Genomic DNA, 17,587 nt, shown 5'->3' with positions numbered 1-17,587 from the left:
TAAGCTTCATATAATAAACTAGAAAAATAGTAAATATATTAGTTTTGTTTATTCCCTCTTAAACATAAAACTCTTAATAAAGTGTTAGAAATGTCTATATTAAGAAAAATTTTTCAATAGCCATTCATTCAAATAATACATCTCAAAATACATCCTCTTCTTTTAAAAGAACAAAAAAACAGTAGAAAATATTAGATAAATACAAAATATATTGAAAGTTATTATTTAAAGAAAAACACCTAGGTGAAATCTAGGTGTTTTTTAATTCTCGTCTATATAACTATATAACGATTCTATCACAAAATCGTGATTAAATTTAAATTACACTCAATGATATAGCTATATCTTTTGCTATTTAATTTATTAAATATGAATTGCTATCAAATATATGCTTAACTCAAAATTCCTCTCACCATACAATTTAACTATAATTGCACCTTTGGTAATATACGAAAAATTTCCAATAGCACAATATTGAGACTTAGCCATACACCACCAAAAACATATCCTGCAACTACATCGCTTGGAAATTGGACTTGAAAGAACAAAACACTTACACCTGTAAAAAAACAAACAGCCAAACTGATGATAATAGCTATAGTTTTCAACCAAACTTTCTTAGTATGACGTACTATCAAAAATGCAGCAAAACCATATGCAACCACTGCTACTAAAGATTGTTCACTTGGAAAAGTATATTTTATTTTCTCAGGTAGAGATAAACCTAACGGACCTAAACGGTGGAAAATAAGCCTTAATACTTCTTCTAAAAATTCACCTCCTATAATTGTAATTAAAAGAAATCGAATCTCAAGCAGCTTATCTACACCTTTAATTATAATCCAAATAAATACTAATGTAATTAATAGTATCAAAACTTTTATTGATGTCATTAACCCAAGCAATCTCATAATATATGACCATTTTTCTGTAAAAATAAATCTTATCAAGAAGGCTACAATACTATCAAATTGGATAAATTCATTTGATAAAAAATCTTGAATAATACCAATAACAAGTACAGAAAGTCCTAAAAATACTACCGCTACACTTGTTATTGCAACTTTTACTTTTCCAAGAGAATGAAATATCACTATTACACTATTAAGTAAACTAATTACAAATTCTGTAATTTGAAGTTTGTAGCTTTTATAAAGATAAACAATAATCATAACCACAGCTATAAATAAACTTCCGATAATCAAATATTTTCTAATAAAACTGTGAAATTTCTCCCAATCAGGTCCAAGAATTTTCCCTAAAGAAATAAAAGTACCAGTCCAAATAAAAGCTCCAATATATGCTCTTAATGCAAACTTCTTATAATGGATTTTTGTTATGCCTGAAAAATATCCTGTTATATGTCTAAGCCCAGGTATGAAGTATGCTATTATTAATAGTTTATTTCCGTATCTTTTAAACCACTTTGATGTTTTTTCCAACCTTTTCGGGCCTAAATGAATGTAAGAACCGTATTTATAAAAAAATGAAAAACCTAATGTAAATCCTATTAGATAGGATATTGTTATTCCTAATATTACTCCAACAGTGGCCATAAGAATACTAATAGACCAATTTAACTTCCCTTCAAAAACAAGAAAACCACAATAAGTCATCAGTGCTTCTCCAGGCACTGGAAAAGCAATTAGTTCAATCATTAGTGAAACTAGTAAAACTATATATCCATAATGATTAAGCAACTCTGTTATAAACTGCAACTTATATCCTCCTAATCTCCATAAATTCTAGTATATAATTATTTTTTCATAATTTGAATTATCTATTTTATATAAGTATCTTAATTATTCCAACATAATCTACTACAAATTTCTATATTTTTGTAATCGATAATAGACAACAAAGAAGTATTCTCCTTGCTATTATTAAATACTTTAACATATATTACCTAACTATGTGCTCTAAGCTTCTTAAATTACTAATAATTAATAATTTTGTTTATTTTGTTAAAGTTACATATTTTATTAAAAATTCTTCAATTTTTAAGTAACCCTCATTAATTTTATCCTGTAATACATACATGTATACATAATTTGATATCAATACAATAAAGTAACTTCCAAGCACATCCATTGGAAAATGATGTCCAACATAAATTCTTGAAACTCCAACTAAAAAGGATATTAATATTAATATCCTACCATAAATTCTATAGTGATTAGTAATGCCTAATGCTATACTCATAGTTCCTATAGCATGGTCACTAGGAAATGATGCGTCAACAGCATGTGGTAATAATAAATTTACTTTATAATTAACAAAAGGTCTCGGCTCGTAATAAAAAATTCCTATCATATAACTTATAAATAAATTGATAACTGTTATTACAAATGTGCTTATTGCAATACATCTCAATCTTTTATCTTTTCTATGAACTCCACATAAGTATAGTACAGCAAGTCCAATTATAAATACTAATGGAACATATTTTGAAAATAAAATCATTATTTTATCAAGTAATGTACATTCGTGTACAAGTCCATTTATTGCTTTAAATATAGCTATATTCATCTTCATTGATATATCCTCCTCCATTTTTGTGATAAGTGTATGGATATCCTTTCTCCCTCTATTCTACGAAATACTATTCTTTTGCATCAGAGGTGAGTTTTCTATTTTCTATTATTCTAAGATATACCTTAGTTGCACTTTCTGCCATTTTTTCTATAGAAAATAGTTTTGAAAAAACATAAGCATTTTCTGACATTTTTTTTAGTTTGTCTGGATTTTCCATTAAATAAATAATTTTTTCTGACCAATTTCGTATATCTGCTTTGGTTTTAAATCCATTGTCTCCATTACTAATAACGTCTTCAATTCCACTAGAACGAATTGCTACCACAGGACATTTTCCTGCCATTGCCTCAAGTAAAACCATCCCCTGTGTTTCTGATTGAGAAGCAAAAACAAAAATATCTGAAGCCATATAATATTTATAAATTTCTCTAGGACTTATCTCGCCAACTAAATAGACCACATCCTTTAGATTACTACTTTCAATTATCTCTAAAAGGTTTCCCTTTTCAGGCCCTTCCCCTACTATAATGCATTTGAAAGGAATGTTTGTACAATCTTTTATATATTTTACTCCCTCTAAAAGAAAATATAGATTCTTTTCTTTAGTTAACCGAGAAACAGAACATAAAATAATATTATTTTTCTTTTTATATTTTTGTTTAAGTTCTTCTATTTCTTTATTGTCTATAGAATAATATTCTTCAAAATCAATTCCTGTAGGTAAAATTTCTATATATTTACTTACTCCAATATTTCTTAAATATTCTTTTGCCGTATTAGTAGGAGCAAGTACAGCATCGCATTTTTTAGAAAATCTTCTAATTATATAATGAGAAATTTTATTTTTAAACAAAGCGCGTCCCCAATAAGGTATATTGTGTGCATATTTATCAAGTCTTGTATGATAGGTTAAAACAACTGGTACTTTATATTTTTTCGCAAGTTTTACTCCTTTCGAACCCATCCAAAATGGATGATGTACATGAACTACATCAATCTGATGGGAAATAAATTGTTCTTCAATTTTTCGTGAAAATACATTAGCAATTGGAAAATTAAAATTCTTAGTTCTATAATAAGTTAACAATTTACATCTTATAGTATTATTATTTTCATATTGATATGATGTAGGGTATTCAGGTGCATATATATATACCTGATGCCCTTGTTTTTTAAGCCCCTTTGCTAAACGATCTATAGAAATAGGTACTCCTCCTATGAAAGGGAAATAATTATTGGTAAACATAGCTATATTTAGTTTTTTATTATTTGGTATATGTTCTAATTCATCATCAAATTTTCTATAATAATCTACATCTTCTGTAGCTTTGTTAATAATTATGATACCAATAAGCACTAAAACACTTATAACAAGAATAAAATTATTAAAATTCATATAAAAAAAAGAATTTACATAAACCCATATATTATCTAGTATCTGGAAAATAATTGAATTCGTAGCTTTTTCCAACCTTACAATACTATATTTTATACCACTTGATTTTACATTTACCTTAATATAGTAATATAAACTATCTTCATTATTAATTAGTAATCTTTCCCCTCCACCACCACTAATAAAATAAGATACACTATCAATATTTCCACGATTGAAAATTTCCGCATTAGAAGCAAAAACTGCTGTTACATTATATTTTGAAAAAGTTTCTCTTAAAAACTGTCGATAGGATGCACTCTTTATATATTTATCTTTAAAATTAAATTGCAAATTACTATCTATTATATAAGGTAGTTTATTCATAAAAACGAACCGATATCTATATTTTTGTGCATTGATTAGTTCTTTTATAAGCCACTCTCGTTGCCAAGCTTCAGTAGTTTCACCAGTAGTATCTAAAAAAATAAAGTAAGAATCATTGACATTAAAGGAAAAATACAATGGGCCAAAATGTTTATAAAATCGTAAGGTCCCACCATCTGAAACTTCATTATCTCCAATACCCATAATAACTGGTATCTTTAATTTTTTTAAACTTTTACTTAACATCCTATATTTATCCTCAGCACCATCCGCAATTGCATTTCCTGTAGATATTACAAAATCAAGATTATCATTATTAATTTTATTTACTAACTTTTTATCAAAAGCATTTATCGAACTTTTAGTATTTCCTAAAACCGCAAAAGAAAACCCATCATCTTTCTTGTCTAGTTTTTGCACCTCTTTTATATTATTAATATTTAATGAATAAAAATCTGGCTCAAAAACAAAATAATATAATTTAGAAATAATAATGATAAGTAAAATAAAAATATCAAAATATAAACATATTCTTAAGATAAATCTATTTTGCATAGATTTTCCTCCTAAATAACTCATATATTACTCTACCTATTAGCTTTTTTAAAATTAGTACATATCATTTCCATATAAAAAATAACAGCTCCTATAATCATCCCAACATATATCGTAAAAAATCTCCAAGCAAATGTGAGCACAAGAAGATCGGAGTTTTTAATATAATTTGAAAATACTGCTATATAACTAGCTTCAGCAAAAACTGTAGCCCCAGGAGTAGGTGTAAAATACATAAAAAAAGTAATAATAATTTGAAAAGAAATAATTGTTATAGGTGAAATATGATAATTTAACCCTGTAATAAGAATCACCGAAAACACAAAAAAAGAAAAAAGAAATAATAACATAGAAGCAATAGATAAAAAAATATTTTTGGGATTACCTTTAAAAAATGCTTTTATACTCTGTGTAAAAGCATCAATCTCCTTAAAAGAACGGCTAATCAGTTTTTTAAATTTATTAGAAGAAATTATCTGCTTGCTTTGTAAGAAATATAAAAATTTATATGTGATTTTTTTAATTTTTTCTGTTTTATTAATCATTTTATATATAGCATAAAACATAATAATATAACCCAAAGTGAATATAAAAAAAACCTTTGAACCACTGAAAGTAAACATATGAAATAAATTTTTTTCTATGATAAGTACTATTGGTGTAACAATAATAAGAAAAGCCGTAGCTATAGTAGTTCTTATAGAAGTAGCAGCAATAGCATCGCTTAAAGAAACTCCTTCTTTATTTAAAAAATATATTTGAACAAATCCTCCACCTGTCGCAAATGGAGTAATATTAGATATAAACATATTGATAAATACTAACTTAAAGATATGTTTAAACTTGATTTTAACTTCTAATGTTTTTAAAACATAAAATAAACGCAAACCGTCAAAAACAAAGTACATAATTAAAAGAACAATTAATTTAAACATTGTCTGATAGGAATATAGTTTAATTGTAGTAATAAATGTATTACCACTAAAATGATGGTAAATAAATGAAAATGACAAAAATGAAGTTAAGATAAAAACAAGTGCAAACATAGAGTAAGTAAATACATTTGACGAAAGAACTCTTTCAGAAGCTTTATGCAAGTTATTTTGATCTATTTTCAACTTTGAATCTAGCATTGACTTTTTCCCCTTTACTTTTTAATCTTGATACTTTATTTTCGTTACTAAATTTTATTATTTATAGTAGTTATTTAATTTCATTTTAACCATCCAAAAAGACTTCATTTTCACTGTTTACAAGGATTGTTTTTTTCTCCATAATGTTTGTTTTTTGTAACATAATCCCTTATATATTACAATACTTGATGATGCCCAGAAAGTACCTGCGATCCATCCTGCCAATATATCACTTAAATAATGAACCCCAACGTATATCCTACTTAACCCAACAAATATTGAATAAATAAAAATAAATGTACTTATTGCTACAGCAAACTTCTTATTTTTTATATAATTAAAAACATAATAAATAAGTAGAAATGAAAAACCCATAAATACCATAGCATGACCACTTGGGAAACTATAACCTGAAGCCTTAACAAGCCACAAACCAGAAAGCCTTGGTCTTTTAAAAATTATTTTTAATATCTGGTTAAGTCCCCATCCTACTAAGGTATTCAACGAAAAGAATATAGCATCATTTCTTTTTTTAAAATAAATTAGAATAAATGATATAATCAATGTAATCAACATTACTGAAATAAAGTTACCTGTTATACTTAACATCTTAAAAACATTATTTAATATTGTATTCCTTATACTATAAACATAACTAAATGCTAATGCATCAAATTTCCAATTTCCTATTGTTAAGTAATCTTCTATCATTGCTGAAAATATAAATAATGACAATATTGATATTAAAAAATATCTCACTGTTTCATCATATTTGTTATACTTCAATGTAAATATGCGTAGTTTATTAAATATTCTTTTAATATTTATTAAAACCTCTGTATTTCCGACTTTTTCTATAGATTTCTTTTTATTCCAAATATAATATATCAATACATATAATGTAGCAACTGCAACTGTTATAAACTCAAAATAGTTTTCAAGATAATATTTTGAAGTATCTCCAAATAAAAATATAAAAAATCCTTCAAGAAAAAATCTTGCTCCCCTACCAATTATAGAAGCTATTACCAATGAAACTATCTTAACATTAAAAGCACCTGATGATAATGTAAAAACTTTATAAGGAACTGGAGTAAAACCTGCTACTACAATAGCCCTTACCCCATATTTTTCAAAGTATTCTTGTACCTTATTTAATTTCTCATTTTTAATAAATCTTTTAAGCAATGGTTTACCAAATCTTCTACCCATAATATGACCGAAAATACCGCCAAAAACAGATGATATTGTTGTAACTAAAGCATAAAATAATGCAAATTTCCTATTCATTAATGCCATTGGAATAAGCAAAACATCTGGTGGTATAGGAAAAAAAGATGATTCTGCAAATGATAAAACAGCAAGTCCTACAACACCATATCTTTGAATAATCTGTACAAAATTAATAAATATCTCTTTCAAAAGTTACCACTCCTATATATGCTACTGCATTTAAATTATCAACATACTATAAAAGCTTATTACCACATTTACTACAGTATTTATCATATTTCTGAATAATATTACCACAATTGTTACATGTTCTACTTATTCTAGTACCACACTTAGTACAATATATATTTTCTTTGCTCTGCATAAAACCACATTTATAACATATCTTATTGTTTTGCTTAAACATTGTGTAAATAATTAACCCTAATAAATTAGTTAATAACACAATAAGCCCCCATAAAGAAGGATTATTTAATTTTTTACTAGCATCTTTATATACCCATAATGCTAAACCAAGCCAATATATAATAATTATTAATCCTATTATAATCCCTGTAATCTCTAATAATCTTTCTCCATATGGTATTGGATTTACAGTTCTTATGATAAATAACTTGTTAGCAGTGTCTTTATCAACTATATAATTCAACAAATATATCTCTTTTGCTGCTAAATCTCTTTCAAATGAAAATTCTTCATAAATATCCAACTCTATTTTTCTACTGTTTTTTATATAATCTTTATTTAAAATAATATCCTCTTTTTTTACAACTTTATATAAAACATCTCTATTTATATTATCTTGAAGATATTTTCTATTGAATTCATATGGTGTAAATTGTAATTTTGTTTTATTACCTACAAGATTATTATTAACTCTAAAAACAATATTATTGTTTTTATCTAGTATGATAATATTCTTTATATCCTTTGAATCTGAAGCTAATTCAGTAAGCTGTAGTTTCAGCTTGTCATTTATACCTTCTTTTTCAAAAGTATCAGAAACTCTTTCGTAATCAATTGCCATATATATTTTATCTTTAGAAACGTATACTATAGCAAATAAACATAAAGTAAGAAGTAAAATTGAGAAAAACAAATATAATCTTAAAAATTTTTTAAAATTTAATTTATTAATGAAATTCTCTAACTTATTCATTATGTCAACCTCCCCTTATTAAGGTTAAATATTAAAGGTGTAACAAAAATTAATGCTAGTCCTTGATATATAAAAAAGACAAATAAAATGTTTAAATTAAATATCTTAAAAAACACCTGTATCAAAAAAGTAAATAAAACCAACAAACAGCTTGAAAAAAATATTTTCTTTAGTTTTAGTTCCCACTGCTTTTCTTTAAGTTCCATACACTTCATGTCAATCTCCTTATCTAATACTGCTAATAATATAGCTGTATCTCTTTCATCAATTTCTTTCATATCATTCTCTCCTTCCAAACATTTTTCTCAATTTAACAATCCCATTGTGTATTCTACTTTTTACAGTTTTAGGTTTTAACTCTAGTATATCTCCGATTTCTTTAAGTGTTAGTCCTTCTATATATTTCATTTTGATAACGAGTTTCTGTTCTTCTGTTAATTTTCCCATTTTTTCTATAATATCCTGTCCAAACATTTTATCAATAACAATATTTTCAACGTTAATACTAAAATCTTCAATATCAAAATTTTTATTTATAGGTATAACCTTCTTAAATTTATTTTCTTTTCTTAGGTAATCAATATATAAGTTTTTAGCTATAGCAACAGCATATGTTGAAAATTTAGCTTTTCTATCTATATCAAATTTATCAATATTTCTTATTATCTTTAAAAATGTATCTTGAGTTAAATCCTCTGCTAACTGTTCATCTTCAGCTATTTTGACAAGAAACTTATATATAAAGGGATGATACTTACTTATAAGTTCTTGAAAAGCCTCTTTATCTCCTTTTTGACATCTTTTAATAAGTTTTTTATCCTCCATGTGTCACCCACCTTCTACCAGGATAAGTATTCTGCCCAAAATAATTTAAAAACTTTTCTGTTTTAACAATATAACTAGAATTGCCAAAGTAATAAAAATATCACAACTGAACCTATTAGAATTCCAATAATAAATAATATTGTTCCTAAAATGGTACTAAATATATACTCTCCATATACTTAAGTAACTTCATTATAGATAAAAAATAATACAACCTACATTATCTGTAAATGCAAAAATCTCTATATTATTTAGAGTAATATAATCCAATAATTTTAATTTATTTCTTTATACTTACCCCTAACTAGCAATAAATTTAATATATTCTCTTATACTTATTACACGTTTTAAAAAATATTAGGTTGCAAAAAGATAACTTTTTTTGTAACGGTTTTAACTAATAAACTTTACTCAATCTCCTTCTCAAACTATTTTAAATACAACTGTTAACTAAAAAATCGTCTAAAAATTCAAAACCAAAGACCATGAATGAACGCAGTCAAAGTACTATATTCGTTCATAGGTTTAGTACGACTTTTATATTGTTTGAATAAGTACTTTTATTTCAATAACATTATTTGAACATAAAACAAAATCGGATATTAAAGGTTTTTTATCTCAAATATTTTTTTATATTAAATAATGTTAATAACTATTTTTCTAACTTTCTCACTTCTATCATAAGTACACCTTCTTTTATTGACGAATACCCAATATTTAACTTTTTAATATATATTATGAGTTAGGTATCTTAAAGTAGGGAATATTAAACAAGTCTAATCACAATAGTTTTAAACTTCATATAATAAACTAGAAAAATACTTTCAAACTTTAAACTTAAATTGAGGTGTTTAAAATGACTAAATCAAAAAAAGTCAAACTCAAGTCAAACAAGAGCAAAACCTTCAATTTAAATAAATTAAGAAGACCTGTAAATAAGATTATAATTAAAAGAAAGATAGATAATAAGAAAAGATATATATCTGGAACTAAGAGAATTATAATTGATATGTGTTTTAATGCTCATCCGTTTAGCGATAAAAGATTTACAGAAAAATGGATAAAACAAAGAATAGCGATATTTATGAATTATACTTTGCAAAGCTTAAAAGCACAAACCAATCAAAACTTCGTTGCTTTAATAAAATATCATGATAAAACAAAATCTATAATAGAAAAGGCTCTTTCTAAATATGAACCTCTTCCTAATAATATTCAATTTGTAAATCAAAACGAATACGAATCTAAGATAATTGAATATATTAAAGGATACGATTATCTATATCTTGTACGTCTAGATTGTGATGATATGTATCATAAAACATTTATACAGCAGCTATTTGATTATAAACCTCGATTAAATACTCAAGTCTTAATTAATCAAAAAGGTTATGTATATGATTCTATACTAAAAAGATTAGCAAGAACTGAAATCAAGTCTCCTCCATTTTATACTCTAATTTATAAAGTAAGTGACTATTTAAATGGGAAACGTTATAAAATGCCAGGGGGTCACACTTATGCAATTAAACTTCCTCATGAAATATTAAGAAAAAGAAATTTTGTAATAGTTGTTCATTCAAATAATACATCCAAAAATACCTCATCTTCTTTTAATCGAGCTAAGGAACATAAAAAAATATTAGATAAAGATAAAATCCAAAATATATTAAAGGATTTTATGAGATAAAAATATAACTTAAGCAGGCAACCCATACACATAGTATAGGTTGCCTTTAAAAACATTTATTTAATAGAAATATTTAAAAATTATTATGTATCTATTTGCTCTTAAATAATGTATAATTTTAAAAAAAGAAAACATTCATTCTTGGAAGGAATTCAATAATACTATATAAAAATATTTTAAGACGATATTTCTCTAATTATATTAGATATTTTGTTAACAGCTTATGAAAAACAAAAAAAGAGGTGCTTATTTTGGAAAATAAATTGATAGCAGGAAGAAGTTTGAAAGAATGGATACAGGAATTTCCACTGCTAAATGACATAATTAATACTAAGGAAGTATTTTGGATAAATCCAAAATATGAAAAATTCGATATAGCAATTAAAAACATCCCATTAAATGAAAAGGATGTAAAGGATGCCGAAGACAGATTAAACCGTTTTGCTCCACTCATATCCAAGCTTTTTCCTGAAACAAAGAATTTGAATGGAATAATAGAATCTCCATTAGTTAGAATTCCTAAAACGCAAGAAGCCTTGGAAAAAATGTTTGAAATAAAAATCCCTGGACATATGCTATTAAAATGCGACTCTCATCTTGCTATTGCTGGTTCTATTAAGGCAAGAGGTGGAATTTATGAAGTACTAAAACATGCAGAAGAATTAGCAATTAAACATAATATGTTAAATTTGGATGATGATTATTCAATTATGGACAGCGAAAAATTTAGAGAATTTTTTAATCAATATACTATACAAGTTGGTTCTACCGGGAATTTAGGTCTTAGTATTGGTATTATGAGTGCAAAATTAGGTTTTAAAGTAGTTGTTCACATGTCTGCCGACGCTAAAAAGTGGAAAAAGGACTTGTTGAGAAGTAAAGGAGTAGAAGTTATAGAATATGAATCAGATTACAGTAAGGCTGTAGAAGAAGGCAGAAGATTATCTAATTCAAATCCTATGAGTTATTTTATAGATGATGAAAATTCTAAAGACCTTTTCCTCGGCTATAGCGTTGCAGCAATAAGACTAAAGAAACAACTTGAAGAAATGAATATAGTTGTAGATAGTAAGCATCCTTTATTCGTATATTTACCCTGTGGCGTTGGTGGAGGTCCAGGTGGAGTTGCCTTTGGACTTAAGCTGTTATTTAAAGATAATGTCTATTGCTTCTTTGCTGAACCGACTCATTCTCCATGTATGCTTTTAGGTTTATTAACTGATAAGCATAATGAAATATCTGTTCAAGACTTTGGAATCGATAATATAACTGAAGCTGACGGTCTTGCAGTTGGAAGACCTTCTGGCTTTGTTGGAAAAATATTGAGAAACTTAATTAGCGGTGTATATACTGTTGAAGATGATAAACTTTATAGGCTTCTCAGTACCTTAGCAGATTGTGAAAATATATATTTAGAGCCTTCGGCCTTAGCTGGAATACCAGGTGTAATTGATTTACTCAAAAGCAGTTCTTTGGAAGAGTTTCTAAGGAAAAATGAATTGTACGGCAAGGTGGCAAATGCAACTCATATTGCATGGGCTACCGGCGGAAGCCTTGTACCTAAGGATGTTATGAATGAATATTATAAAAAGGGTATTTTGAAGAAAAATTAAACTTCATCTCTTTATTTGTCATGGAATAGAAAATAGTATTTGCGTTTAACATAAAAAAACGGCTATCTGAAATAAAACTTCACATAGCCGTTTTTATTTTATTTGCTTATAAATATGTTTATTTACACTTATTTTTTGTATATAGATAGTTTAGATGAGCCGCATGCTCATTCTCATCTGTAAAAGCTTCAAAAAATAAACTTCTAACATACGGATTTATATTAGATAAATAAATATCTCTATAGAATTCATAAGCATCTAACTCATCTAATATAGCTTGTTCTACACCCTGTAAATAGTTATCAAATTCAGGCATATTAATTGGTGGTATAGTTGGCTGTCTTCCTGTCATCATCATATATAAATGCCTAAAGTTATTATAATGTTTTTTCTCATCTTTATAAAATGCTCTTATTATATCAGCTTCTTCTTGATTTGGTGCCATTTTAATAAGTCTTTCATAATATTTTATAGCTTCTAGCTCACCTTTCATAGCCTGTACTAATTGGTTGGGAGTAATACCATAATAGTACATAAAAACCCCTCCAGCTATTCTTCTACTTTAATCTATGTATTAAACAATATATTGTTACTAGCTTTTGTTAAAACAAAAAAACACCTAGACTTTTAAATCTAGGTGCTATTAGACTCCACAATAACTTGATACACTTTTAGACTAAAATACTCTTATTAAAGCTTATTAATTATACTAGCAATATATGCCGCTCCAAATCCATTATCTATATTTACTACACTTACCCCACTAGCACAACTATTTAGCATAGATAAAAGCGAAGAAAGTCCTCCAAAATTTGCTCCATAACCAACACTTGTAGGTACAGCTATAATTGGCTTATCTACAAGTCCACCTACAACACTAGCAAGAGCCCCTTCCATTCCAGCAACAACAATTATTACTTTTGCCCCCCTTATAATATCTAGCTTAGCCAATAATCTATGTATTCCTGCTACTCCTACATCAATAACTTTTTCCACCTTATTTCCAAGAATCTTCGCAGTCTCTGCTGCTTCTTCTACTACTGGCAAGTCGGATGTTCCTGCTGCAACTATGGCTATATAACTATCAGTATATTTTTCTTCTGTTCTTCTTATTGTAATTATTCTCCCTAACTTATTATAATTAGCATCTTTACATATCTCATTAACTGCTCTATACATTTCTTCATTAGCACGAGTAGCTATTATATTTTTATTCTTTGTAAGCATGAACTCTACTATGCTCTTAACCTGCTCTACTGTTTTCCCTTCGCAATATATAACTTCTGGGTAACCTACTCTAATTTCTCTATGATTATCTATTTTAGCAAAACCCAAATCTTTATAAGGCAAATCTTTTAACCTTTCCAGTGCATCTTCTATTTCAATCTCACCATTTTTAACTCTTTCGAGCATTTCTCTCATATCTTGCAGGTTCATACATTTTCCTCCTATGAGATTACATTATTTTGTTAAAATTGTCTCATTAAAACTACCAGTTCTATAACCTTCTAAATCTAATGTTATATATTTAAATCCAATTTTTTTAAATTCTTTAGAAATTTCATCTAAAATTTCCTCATTAAATAGCTTACTTCTTTCATTCTTTCCAACTTCAATTCTTGCTAAATCCTTATGGCATCTCACCCTTACAGCTCTAATTCCAATATCCATCAAATATTTTTCTGCATTCTCTATTTTCTGAAAATCTTCTACATTCAGTTCATTACCATAAGGTATTCTAGTAAGAAGACATGCATATGGTGGTTTATCCCAAGTCTTAAGTCCTAACTCTTTGGACAGTTTTCTTATTTCTTCTTTAGTCAATTTACATTCAAGTAGAGGACTTTTAATATTTAATTCTTCCAAAGCTTTTAATCCTGGTCTATAATCTTTTGTATCATCAAAGTTTGTCCCATCAATTACATAATTGTACCCTTCTTTTTCTGCAATTGATTTTATAATACTAAAAACAGCCTTTTTACATAAATAACATCTATTCTCTGGATTATTTCTAATTTCATCTATAATAGGTACTTTTATAATTTCATAATTAATACCTAATTCATTAACTAACTCTTTTGCCTCTTCAACTTCCCATTTAGGTATATATGGAGAAAGTATTGTAACTGCTTTCACATTATCTCCTAAAGCTTCTTTTGCAGCTTTGAGTAAAAATGTACTATCTACTCCTCCTGAAAATGCCAAAACTACCCTTTCTAAATCCTTCAAATAATTCATCAGTTTTAAATATTTTTCATTATTTATCATTTGAAGCACCTCCTATTTTATTGTAAACTTCCTTATAAATTTCTCCAATAGGTATATTGTTTTCTACTGCTAGTCTTCTGCAATCTTCATATTCTGGTTTAAATTTGATTTTCTCTCCTTTGTAATATGAATTTTTCACTGTTACTTCTCCATAATTTGTACTAACCTTTGAAAAATCCCTTTCTAGCATTATCTTTTCAACCTCATATTTTCTAATACCTATTGAAGTAGTCTCTTTAAAAATTACTTCTTGTATGGCTTTTATGTCCTTCTCTCTAACTAAAACACTTAATTTTACTGCTATTCTTCCTTTTTTCATAATTATAGGTGTCTTAAATACATCTAGCGCTCCTTTATCAAAAAGTTTTTCCTCTATATAGCTATATATTTCTGGATTCATGTCATCTATATTGGTTTCTAATATGTATTGTTTGATATATGAATTAGATTCTGTTTTTTTTTCTTCATTTTCTCTTGCTATATAAACCCTTAAAACATTAGGTATTTTTAAATCTCTACTTCCTATTCCATAGCCAATTTTTTCTATAGTAAAATTCATCTCATCTGTAAACTCATCCACATTAACAGCTAGAATTGCTGCACCTGTAGGTGTAGTTGTTTCGAAAGGTGCTATCCCTGACTTAATTGGAATGCCTTTTAGTATTTCAACAGTTGCTGGAGCAGGTACTGGAATCAATCCATGAGCACACTTTACAAAACCTCCACCTAATTGTACATGTGATGCCATAATTTTATCTACCTTTAGGTAGTCTATACATATTGCTGCTCCCACAATATCTACTATAGAATCTACAGCTCCTACCTCGTGAAAATGAACTTCATATAAAGATTTTCCATGTACTTTTGCTTCAGCTTGTGCAATTTTTCTAAACATATCTATACTCAATTTTTTTACATTTTCATTTAAACTACTTGAATTTATTATATATTCAATATCCTTTAGATTTCTATGAGCATGACTATGACTGTGGCTGTGAGTATGGTCATGATGGTCATGAGAGTGGTCATGCTTATTTTTCAAAATCACATCTACCTTTGTTCCATCAATCCCTTTTTTATTCTCTCTTCTTATCCTTATTTCATATTCTGAATCCAAATTCAATTTTGAAAGCTCATTAATTAAATATTCCTTACCTACTCCTAAATCAATCATAGCACCTAAATTCATATCCCCACTTATTCCTGAAAAACAATCATAGTAAAGTATCTTCATAATTCATCTCTCCCATATCGTTTTGTTCTTCTACTTAATATTATGTTTTATTAGAAATTCTTCATCTTGTATAACTGCTTCATAACAATCATCCCGTATAATACGATGATCTTCAGAAAATACAATAGCACGCTTAAAAACTCCTTGTACATACTCAAAGTCATGGGTTGCACAAATAATTGTCTTTCCAGCTTCATTTAGTTTAATTAAAAGTTCTTTTAAAAACTTTTTGCCTTTGGGATCTACACCACTCATGGGTTCATCTAAAGTGAGTACTTCTGGATTCATTGAAAGAACACTTGCTATTGCAACTCTCTTTTTTTCCCCAACACTTAAATTATATGGATGTTCATATTTTATCTTTTCTATATTCAAAATATTGAGGCAGTCATTAACTCTTTTATTAACCTCTTTTTCTGATAAACCCATCTGCATTGGTCCAAACGCTATTTCTTCAAATACTGTAGAGCAAAAAAGCTGAGCATCTGGATTTTGAAATACAAAACCAATTCTCTTATGAAATAGCTTTGAAAATCTAGTATCATTTAATTTTTTCTCTGTTATTTCCTCTCCATTAAATAAATATTTACCTTTATTAGGAAACACAATGCCATTTAAAATCTTTAAAAAAGTAGATTTACCACTTCCGTTAGGTCCTATTATGGCCACAGATTCCTTTTCTTTTATGTTCACTGAAATATTATCAAGTGCAATCCGGTCTTTATATTTAAAGGTTAAATTTTCTACAACAATCATCTTGTGGCCTCCCTGTTAGAAATTATAAATAATTAGTAACTAAAAATATCACAACAAGTGATATATTAACTATACAATATAATAAATCTGCCTTTTTAAAGCTGAATTTCATCTGAATAGTATACTCTCCAACAAAACCTCTGCATTCCATAGCAGAAAACATTTCTTCACTCATTTGCTTAGATTTTAGAAATAAGTTTCCAATTATCCTAAAAAGGGAATTATATTTATCATAATTTTTCCCAACAGATCTAATCTTTAAAGCATATAATAAATTAACTGAATACTCTCCTAGTAACACAATATACTTAATAGTAATTTCCATAACCCAAATAAATAAGTCTGGTATAAATAATAGCTTTAATGATTTAGTAATTTGATTCCATTTAGTTGTATAGGATAAACAATTGACTAAAATAATATTTACAATTATTTTTTGTAAAAGTAATAAATTATTAGCTATATTCCCTCTTAGCATAGACGGAATTAACATAATAAGAGTAAAAAGTGGAATAACTAGGCTAGTTACTAAAATATTACTCCTTTCTTCAGCATCAAGAATTAAAATATTTGCAAAAGCATATACATTCATGACTAATACATATATAAAACTTCTCGATAAAGACAAAAGCACTAAGCTTAAAATGGTAAAAAACACCTTCAAAGTAGGATTCAAGCTATAAACAAACTTATGTCTTTTTATACCACTTCGCCTAATTCTAGAAAGTACTTTTAATATTGAAATAATACTTTTATCTATGAATTTATTACTTTCTTTTTCTGGTACATATTCATCCTTAACTAAAAGCCACTCTTCAATCATG

The 17,587-nt window shown here is 27.2% G+C and carries 16 protein-coding genes; 2 read left to right on the top strand and 14 right to left on the bottom strand.

Going from position 1 to position 17,587, the window contains the following annotated elements; translation table 11 throughout:
- Positions 1-425: 425 nt before the first annotated feature.
- The 8 genes from TR13x_RS05900 to TR13x_RS05865 all read right to left on the bottom strand — a co-directional run bounded on the left by TR13x_RS05900 (position 426) and on the right by TR13x_RS05865 (position 9,202).
- Positions 426-1,718, bottom strand: a complete 1,293-nt coding sequence (locus tag TR13x_RS05900) for a VTT domain-containing protein (protein WP_054870980.1) — start codon at positions 1,716-1,718, stop codon at positions 426-428.
- 238 nt (positions 1,719-1,956) lie between these two features.
- Positions 1,957-2,535, bottom strand: coding sequence for an undecaprenyl-diphosphatase (locus tag TR13x_RS05895; RefSeq protein ID WP_242851733.1), 579 nt, complete (start codon positions 2,533-2,535; stop codon positions 1,957-1,959).
- A 67-nt stretch (positions 2,536-2,602) separates the two neighbouring features.
- Positions 2,603-4,852 (bottom strand): glycosyltransferase, encoded by a 2,250-nt coding sequence (locus TR13x_RS05890; protein WP_054870979.1) that lies wholly within the window; start codon positions 4,850-4,852, stop codon positions 2,603-2,605.
- Between the two features lie 32 nt (positions 4,853-4,884).
- On the bottom strand, positions 4,885-5,970 hold the full coding sequence (locus TR13x_RS05885) for a lysylphosphatidylglycerol synthase transmembrane domain-containing protein (protein WP_161802934.1): 1,086 nt from the start codon (positions 5,968-5,970) through the stop codon (positions 4,885-4,887).
- 132 nt (positions 5,971-6,102) lie between these two features.
- Complete coding sequence (locus TR13x_RS05880; RefSeq protein WP_054870977.1) at positions 6,103-7,407, bottom strand: phosphatase PAP2 family protein; 1,305 nt, start codon at positions 7,405-7,407, stop codon at positions 6,103-6,105.
- Positions 7,408-7,453: 46 nt separating this feature from the next.
- Positions 7,454-8,377, bottom strand: a complete 924-nt coding sequence (locus tag TR13x_RS05875; protein ID WP_054870976.1) for a zinc ribbon domain-containing protein — start codon at positions 8,375-8,377, stop codon at positions 7,454-7,456.
- Positions 8,377-8,655, bottom strand: coding sequence for a hypothetical protein (locus TR13x_RS05870; RefSeq protein WP_054870975.1), 279 nt, complete (start codon positions 8,653-8,655; stop codon positions 8,377-8,379). Before TR13x_RS05870 ends, TR13x_RS05875 begins: the two co-directional genes overlap by 1 nt.
- Before the next feature lies 1 nt (position 8,656).
- The gene (locus tag TR13x_RS05865; protein WP_054870974.1) at positions 8,657-9,202 is read right to left on the bottom strand and encodes an RNA polymerase sigma factor; all 546 of its coding nucleotides are present in this window, start codon (positions 9,200-9,202) and stop codon (positions 8,657-8,659) included.
- A gap of 856 nt (positions 9,203-10,058) precedes the next feature.
- On the opposite strand from TR13x_RS05865, the gene TR13x_RS05860 reads away from it, so the two are divergent.
- Both TR13x_RS05860 and TR13x_RS05855 read left to right on the top strand, forming a co-directional pair.
- Positions 10,059-10,892 (top strand): glycosyltransferase, encoded by an 834-nt coding sequence (locus TR13x_RS05860; protein WP_054870973.1) that lies wholly within the window; start codon positions 10,059-10,061, stop codon positions 10,890-10,892.
- A gap of 251 nt (positions 10,893-11,143) precedes the next feature.
- Entirely contained in the window at positions 11,144-12,505 is a 1,362-nt protein-coding gene (locus tag TR13x_RS05855) for a D-serine ammonia-lyase (RefSeq protein ID WP_054870972.1), read from the top strand.
- 118 nt (positions 12,506-12,623) lie between these two features.
- Here TR13x_RS05855 and TR13x_RS05850 read toward each other — a convergent pair whose 3' ends face one another.
- The 6 genes from TR13x_RS05850 to TR13x_RS05825 all read right to left on the bottom strand — a co-directional run bounded on the left by TR13x_RS05850 (position 12,624) and on the right by TR13x_RS05825 (position 17,586).
- Positions 12,624-13,040 (bottom strand): ferritin family protein, encoded by a 417-nt coding sequence (locus tag TR13x_RS05850; RefSeq protein WP_054870971.1) that lies wholly within the window; start codon positions 13,038-13,040, stop codon positions 12,624-12,626.
- A gap of 155 nt (positions 13,041-13,195) precedes the next feature.
- Positions 13,196-13,942: a nickel pincer cofactor biosynthesis protein LarB gene (gene larB / locus TR13x_RS05845; protein WP_054870970.1), complete on the bottom strand. Its 747-nt coding sequence runs from the start codon at positions 13,940-13,942 to the stop codon at positions 13,196-13,198.
- Positions 13,943-13,966: 24 nt separating this feature from the next.
- The gene (gene larE / locus TR13x_RS05840; protein ID WP_054870969.1) at positions 13,967-14,773 is read right to left on the bottom strand and encodes an ATP-dependent sacrificial sulfur transferase LarE; all 807 of its coding nucleotides are present in this window, start codon (positions 14,771-14,773) and stop codon (positions 13,967-13,969) included.
- A complete protein-coding gene (gene larC / locus TR13x_RS05835) occupies positions 14,763-16,007 on the bottom strand; it encodes a nickel pincer cofactor biosynthesis protein LarC (RefSeq protein ID WP_054870968.1) in 1,245 nt (414 codons plus the stop codon). Before larC ends, larE begins: the two co-directional genes overlap by 11 nt.
- A 30-nt stretch (positions 16,008-16,037) precedes the next feature.
- Entirely contained in the window at positions 16,038-16,763 is a 726-nt protein-coding gene (locus tag TR13x_RS05830; RefSeq protein WP_054870967.1) for an energy-coupling factor ABC transporter ATP-binding protein, read from the bottom strand.
- A 22-nt stretch (positions 16,764-16,785) separates the two neighbouring features.
- Positions 16,786-17,586, bottom strand: coding sequence for an energy-coupling factor transporter transmembrane protein EcfT (locus TR13x_RS05825; RefSeq protein ID WP_054870966.1), 801 nt, complete (start codon positions 17,584-17,586; stop codon positions 16,786-16,788).
- Between the last annotated feature and the right edge of the window lies 1 nt (position 17,587).

Origin of the sequence: Caloranaerobacter sp. TR13 (assembly GCF_001316435.1) — a bacterium.
GTDB lineage: Bacteria > Bacillota > Clostridia > Tissierellales > Thermohalobacteraceae > Caloranaerobacter.
Note: the sequence above shows the minus strand (reverse complement) of the source record. Positions and strands in the feature narration are given on the sequence as shown.